Source organism: Kitasatospora sp. NPDC059722, assembly GCF_042733235.1.
In the GTDB taxonomy this organism is placed as follows: domain Bacteria; phylum Actinomycetota; class Actinomycetes; order Streptomycetales; family Streptomycetaceae; genus Kitasatospora.
On sequence record NZ_JBHWGD010000188.1, the window covers coordinates 1 to 5,893 of the forward strand.

General features: G+C 68.8%; 3 protein-coding genes and 3 pseudogenes. 4 read left to right on the top strand and 2 right to left on the bottom strand.

The window, feature by feature from the left end:
- Positions 1–810 (top strand): Ig-like domain repeat protein (locus ACFV4F_RS41825; protein WP_380511008.1); only part of this gene is annotated, 810 nt, incomplete at its 5' end.
- Positions 811–1,086: 276 nt separating this feature from the next.
- Here ACFV4F_RS41825 and ACFV4F_RS41830 read toward each other — a convergent pair.
- The gene (locus tag ACFV4F_RS41830) at positions 1,087–2,430 is read right to left on the bottom strand and encodes a hypothetical protein (RefSeq protein WP_380511010.1); all 1,344 of its coding nucleotides are present in this window, start codon (positions 2,428–2,430) and stop codon (positions 1,087–1,089) included.
- Between the two features lie 904 nt (positions 2,431–3,334).
- Between ACFV4F_RS41830 and ACFV4F_RS41835 the strand changes: the two are divergent.
- Positions 3,335–3,469 (top strand): annotated as a pseudogene (locus ACFV4F_RS41835) (AAA family ATPase); the annotation flags it as partial.
- A 950-nt stretch (positions 3,470–4,419) separates the two neighbouring features.
- Here the strand turns inward: ACFV4F_RS41835 and ACFV4F_RS41840 are convergent.
- Positions 4,420–4,677, bottom strand: a pseudogene (locus ACFV4F_RS41840) (transposase); the annotation flags it as partial.
- 113 nt (positions 4,678–4,790) lie between these two features.
- Between ACFV4F_RS41840 and ACFV4F_RS41845 the strand changes: the two are divergent.
- Both ACFV4F_RS41845 and ACFV4F_RS41850 read left to right on the top strand, forming a co-directional pair.
- Positions 4,791–5,570: a class I SAM-dependent methyltransferase gene (locus tag ACFV4F_RS41845; RefSeq protein ID WP_380435329.1), complete on the top strand. Its 780-nt coding sequence runs from the start codon at positions 4,791–4,793 to the stop codon at positions 5,568–5,570.
- A gap of 149 nt (positions 5,571–5,719) precedes the next feature.
- Positions 5,720–5,893, top strand: a pseudogene (locus tag ACFV4F_RS41850) (hypothetical protein); the annotation flags it as partial.

Here is a 5,893-nt window from a genome sequence, read left to right on the forward strand (position 1 = left end):
GGCGGCGACCGGACGGGCGGCACCGGGGGCAACGGCGGGACCCCGCCCGATGCCACCGCCGGTACCGGGGGAAGCGCCACCGGCCCTGGGGCCGCGGCAGGGCAGGGTGGGGGCGGCGGCAGGACCAGCACGTCTACGGGTGGTGTGGGCGGCGTGGCCGGCGCGGTCGCGTTCTGTAGAGCCACGCCGGGTACATCGGGCAGCGGGTTCGCCGGTACCACGGTCGGCAGCGGCGGCACCGGCGGAGCGATCGACGGCGGCTGCGCCGCCACTGTCACCGGTGCGGGCGGGGGCGGGGGCGGCGGGTACTTCGCCGGTGGGGGCGGCGGCAGCGGTGCCGTCAACAGAACCGGCACCAAGGCAAGCGGCGGCGGTGGCGGTGGCGGGAGCAGCTTCGCGACCCCGTCGGGCACCGGGACGTCCTATGCGGCCTCGACGGTCGGGACGGCGAACCAGAACGGCCAGGTGATCATCAGCTACACCGTGGGGAAGCCGGTCACCACGACCATGACCGCGATGCCCGGGCTCACCCGGATCGGCTCGCCGGTCGTGCTGAGCGACATCGTCTGCCCCGGCGGGGGCTCCACGACCAGGCCCACCGGAACCGTCACGTTCACCGACACCACCACCGGGACGACCCTCGGCACGGGACAACTGTTCCTCCCCCTCGGCAGGTGCGCCGCCGCCGGGACGGTCACCGCCTTCCGCACCGCGGGCACCCACACCATCACCGCCGTCTACAGCGGCGACTCGGTGTACCAGGACAACGGTGCCAGCCCCGAGACCATCACCGTGACGGTGAACCCCTGATCAGAAGGCCGCAGCGGCACCGAGGGGCACACCCTCATCAACCGCAACAAGCGCTGCTGCCAGCTGAGGTAACAGCGTGATACCCGGCGGGGCTCGCGAGGACGAATCGCGGGCTCCGCCACCATCGCGCCCGAAGCCGGCCGCGACGGTACGTGGAATTCGAGAAGCCAGCGGCTCAGCCGCGGATCGCGATGGACGCCCCGGAGTACCGCTCGCCGACCCGGCGGTCGAGCTCGACCTGTCCGGCTCCACTTTCACGGGCAGGGAGGCAGGCGTCTACCAGCACGGGACGTGATCTACGGTCAGCGGCTCACCGTAGAGCAGCCCTACTTCGGTGGTTCCGAGGCTCAGCGTCGGATGAGGGTGGCAGGCGACCATCGCGTAGTACACCGCGGTTGCCAGTTCGGTCGGGCTGGCCGTCTCGTACCGCAGGTACTCATGACCCACGAGCTCCATGAGATTGATGGTGTCCGGCCCGAGATGGCCGCCCTCGATCAGCAGGAACGGCACGGCCAACAACCCGTACAACCTGCTGAAGGAGAGGTAGAACTCGGCGGTTTGGCCCCTGGCCATCGGAGCGTCGGCAAGGTGGTGCTCAACCCGTCTGTGAATCGCGGACCAAACGGGCCCCGGCACTGTGCCGCCACAGTCGGTGACCAGCTCTTGCGCGCACGACACCGCATGCGCCGCCATGTGCTCGGCGCCCCCACGGACGCCGCGCTCTGCGCGTCGGACCGAGTGCGGCGTGTGAAGGCCGGACACGCACGCTTCGAAGGTGTGGCACCAGGGGCAATCCGAGGACGTATCCCGGGAGTTCAGGGCAGCCGCCGCGGCCACCTTGGACCAGGTTCGGGACCGTCTGCCCAGGAAGGTGTACGGCAGGGTCACGGCCGCAGCCAGTTCGGCAGGTTCGCAGTCTCCTTCCCGGATGGCCCGCCAACGCCCGCACAGCCAAGCGCTGTAGTGCGCGAACCAGCTGCGCAGTTCACGGCGGAGCCGGAAGACATTCCCCGGCTCGCCCCGCAACACGTCCGTCATGAGGTCGCTCATGTCATTGGTGATGCGCGGAAGGGCGACGAGCCCCATGCCTTCGCGGGACACGAATCGGCGCCGGAGCCAGTTCGGCAGACCCATATCGATCATGGCCCATCGCTCCAGCTCCACATCGCTGAGCGTGCCGGTGTCGAAGAGCGGGACTGTTCCCTGCCTCAACGCCTCGCGACGACCCGCGAGACCTCGCTGCCCGGCCCGGCACACGACGACATCCGCGTAGTCGAGCCACTGCTGGTTGAGACGCAACCGACCGTCGCTGCTCATCGCCCTCGCGGCATCCAGCAGGGCACGGCGCGTCCCGGAATCCGCCCCCATGGACCGGTAGTCCATGATGGTCAGGATGTCGGCCGCGCACCAGTCGCGAGCCTCCGCGTCGGTCAGCGCCCCGGAGTCGGCCATGACGAGAGCCGGCAGAACCCAGCCGAACAGCATGGCCGGTTGCAACAGTGGTCTCCCGACCGACAGCGCCGCAGCTGCGGACGTGTGGAACGCCTCGCTGAAGGCATCCGGGGGTGGTAGTTCCGTCAACAAGCCCCGTTTCCGCGACCAGACGGCCTGGTTCTCCATGAAGAACCCCACGTTCTGACCCGGCTCGCGCACATGGTCGAAACCTTGTCCTGTGTGCCCCGAGACAAGTGCCGCCACGGTTGAGACAGGGCGACTTCTTGTGCGGGAAGTCGGGAGCGCCGGATAGTCGGTATCGACATTCCAGTACTCCGCGGCGTCCGACGGGCACAGCACTCCCATCGTGCGCAACAACGGCGCGCTGGCCTCAACTCCACTGCCCGTCCTTGGCCGCGATCCACCCAGGTCGCTGGCGCACCGCTTCCGTGTCTGCTCGATGCCCCACTCGACCAACGCGTGACGCATGGACCACCCCAGCCTCTCTCCACGCGAGATGTTCTCGCCCCCAATGCCCCGGACGACACAGAATGCACCGGGAAGCAGGCCACTGACAGGCCGATGCCTATAGAACGATGGAGTGTTGGTCGCACGAAAAGCACTTGGTGCACTCACACGGCGCGAGGCATTGGTCGTGCGCCGAAACGACCTCGTCCGACGATGTGCTACAGCATGACGGCGCGCCGACGAACCCGGGTTTGTACGCCCGCGATGCCCTCGGGTGCCGACGAACGGACTTCGGTCAGCACCGCCGGCTTGCTCGCGGGCGCTGGCTCGCCGCTGGCACAACGGACTGCCGACGCCTTCGAGATCACCCTTCGCTGCCAAGGTGTTTGAATCGCCGAGGCCCGCCAGGAGGCGCGCCACAACGCCCTCGCCGCCGCCGCGCCCGGTCTGGTGGCCGCGGCGCTTGGTCGGCTGGCGGACGAACCAGGCCGCGCCCGCGCCATCGGGCAGTAAGTGCCCCGGCGTCGACCGGATCGTGGGATCAGCCCCGCGGGTGCGGGGAGCAGCGTCGGTGAAGTGCGATTCTGGAGCGAGCGACACGCAGCCGGCGGGGCTGGTCATCTTCACCGACGAGCGGCTCTGCCAGGCGATCGTCGACCGGCTCACCTTTGAGCCCTACATCATCGAGACCGGAACCCAGTCGTTCCGCCTGGCCGGCACCACCGCCAAGCGCCAGGCCGCCGTGGCTGCCACCTGAAGACAAGCTCCCGACAACCCGCATGGATCAACGGGACCGGCCCGTCTCCGGGTCGGCACGCGGGGAGAACACGCAAGCGGATCCGACAACAAGCCTCCGGTGGCCCAGGTGACCGGCTGACGAAGGCACGCCGACTGCCCGAGCACCAAGGCCAGGGCGGCAATCACCGGGCAGCAGCTCGTCGGCTCAGTCTGTGGTCGAGCGCACCCGGCCAGGGTCCAGGTGCAGCTCATAGGCAGTGTTGCACTCGCTGATCAGCGTGCCCACCTCCACACCGCAGGGGCACAGTTGGTTCATACCGCTTTGGCCGTTGAGGCCGCAGCACCCCCCGGAGTGCTTCCAGTCAGGATGCGGCTGGAGCCCCGGTGCATCCTCCGGGTGCAGGACCACGGTGTTCCGGGGGCCTGCGGACACCAGGAACCCGTCGCTGTCCGGGTCGCCGAGGCAGGGCCCGCCGCCGAAGACCTCTCGACACTCGTCGGAGGGCACGAGCGGGGCGCCCCACGGCTCGGGTTCCAGAGCGAAGAAGCCGAGCCGCAGGGTGGGAGTAGCTCGACGTGATCCGTCTGCCTTGGGAAACCCTTGATCCATCGGACGCGCGGGCACCTCAGGCAGCTTGGTCAATGGCCCCGCTATCGGACGATCGCAGGCCGCACACACGAACACAGTCACCTGGAATTGGTAGCACCCACCCGGCGCCCGTCCAAACGGATTATCAGCCGACGACCGCCGACCAGCCCCGACTCACCATCGGCCCCGACACGGCTGTCGGCTTCCGTTCCGACGCTCCCAGGCGCCCCGCATCGAACACAGCGGCGCCCGCCCTGACGCATCCTGCCGGGGGCGCCACCGGACGGGCAGCACGCAACACAGCTACCGGTCTCCCCGTGGCCGCCGTCCCCGATCCGGAGCCGACCAGAGCAGCAGATCCGGGCTGTCTACTGAGGTTTTCAAGGTGGGGTCGGTGAGGTGAGTGACAGGCCGGTGCCCGTCAGACATCCCTCGATGCGGGTGGACCGGAGCTGGATATGTCGGAGCCCGCGGCGGAGGGTGTGGGCGAGGTGATCGGCGTCGGTGAAGGCGGTGTTCGCCATCGGGCCGCGTCGCAGAAGCGACCAGAGGCCTTCGACCGGGTTGAGGTCCGGTGCATACGAGGGCAGCTGGAAAACGGTGAGCCAGTCGTGCTCGGCGGTGTACCGCTTCATACCGGTTGTTCTCGCATCTGTCATCTGCATGCGCGTCGTTCAGGGGGCTGCCGTGGGCTGCTCCACCGTGATGTGCAGGGGTGTCCTTCCGTCGGTCGCGAGGCTAGCGTGACCGCATGGATCCTGACGAACAGTCACGTCATGCCTCGTCGTTCGGCGCCGCCGCGGTCGCGTACGCCGAGCACCGTCCGGACTACGCGCAGGCCGCGGTGGGTTGGGCGCTGGAGCTCGCGCCCGGCCTGCGCGTGCTGGACCTCGGGGCCGGGACGGGCAAGCTGACGGGCGCGCTGGTGGCGCTGGGGGCCGACGTCACGGCGGTGGAGCCGGATCCGGGGATGCTGGCCGAGCTGCGCCGCGCGCTGCCGGACGTCCGGGGCCTGGCGGGCAGCGCCGAGGCGATCCCGTTGTCGGACGGTGCCGTGGATGCCGTGGTCGCGGGCAACGCGATGCACTGGTTCGACATGGCCGTCGCGGGTCCTGAGATCTCCCGGGTCCTCGCGCCGGGCGGCGTTCTGGCCGGCCTGTGGAACCTCCTGGACGACCGGGTCGCGTGGGTGGCCGGGCTCGCACAGGTTGCCGGGAGCGCGGCGGTCGGCCCCCGGGACACCCCCGACAGCTGGCGCGCCGTGACGGCCGGGCTGCACCTTCCGAAGAACGGCGGGGCCGCCTGCTTCGGCTCGCCGGAGCAGGCCGAGTTCGCGCACGGGCAGCGCCGGACCGCCGGCTCGCTGGTCGAGACTCTCGCGACGCGCGCCGGGGTGCTCGTCATGCCGGAGGGGGAGCGGGAGGCGGCGCTGGGCCGGATCCGTGCCTTCCTCGCCGGTCGGCCGGAGACCGCCGAGGGCGAGTTCACCCTGCCCATGCTGACCGGGGTGCTGCGCCTGCGGCGGGTGTGACCCCGAGGCCTCTACGGTGCCGTCCCCGCGAACTCCACTCGGAAAATTGCGCTCTGCCGAAACAAAGTTTGCGTGTTTTTCGGGATGGAAAGAGACGGAAACGTGATAAAATAACTGGTAAACAGGTATTGGTTGGGGAGGGTGAAGGAATGAAGAGCGGTTTAATTCCTTCTTCAGCAGTCGGGCAGAAAATTAACGAGTGGTACCGATACATCAGAACATTCAGCGTGCCGGATGCGGAGATCTTGAAGGCCGAGATCAAACAAGAGCTTGACCATATGGAGCCTGATTCGAACTTAGTGCTTTATTATTCCCTCATGGAA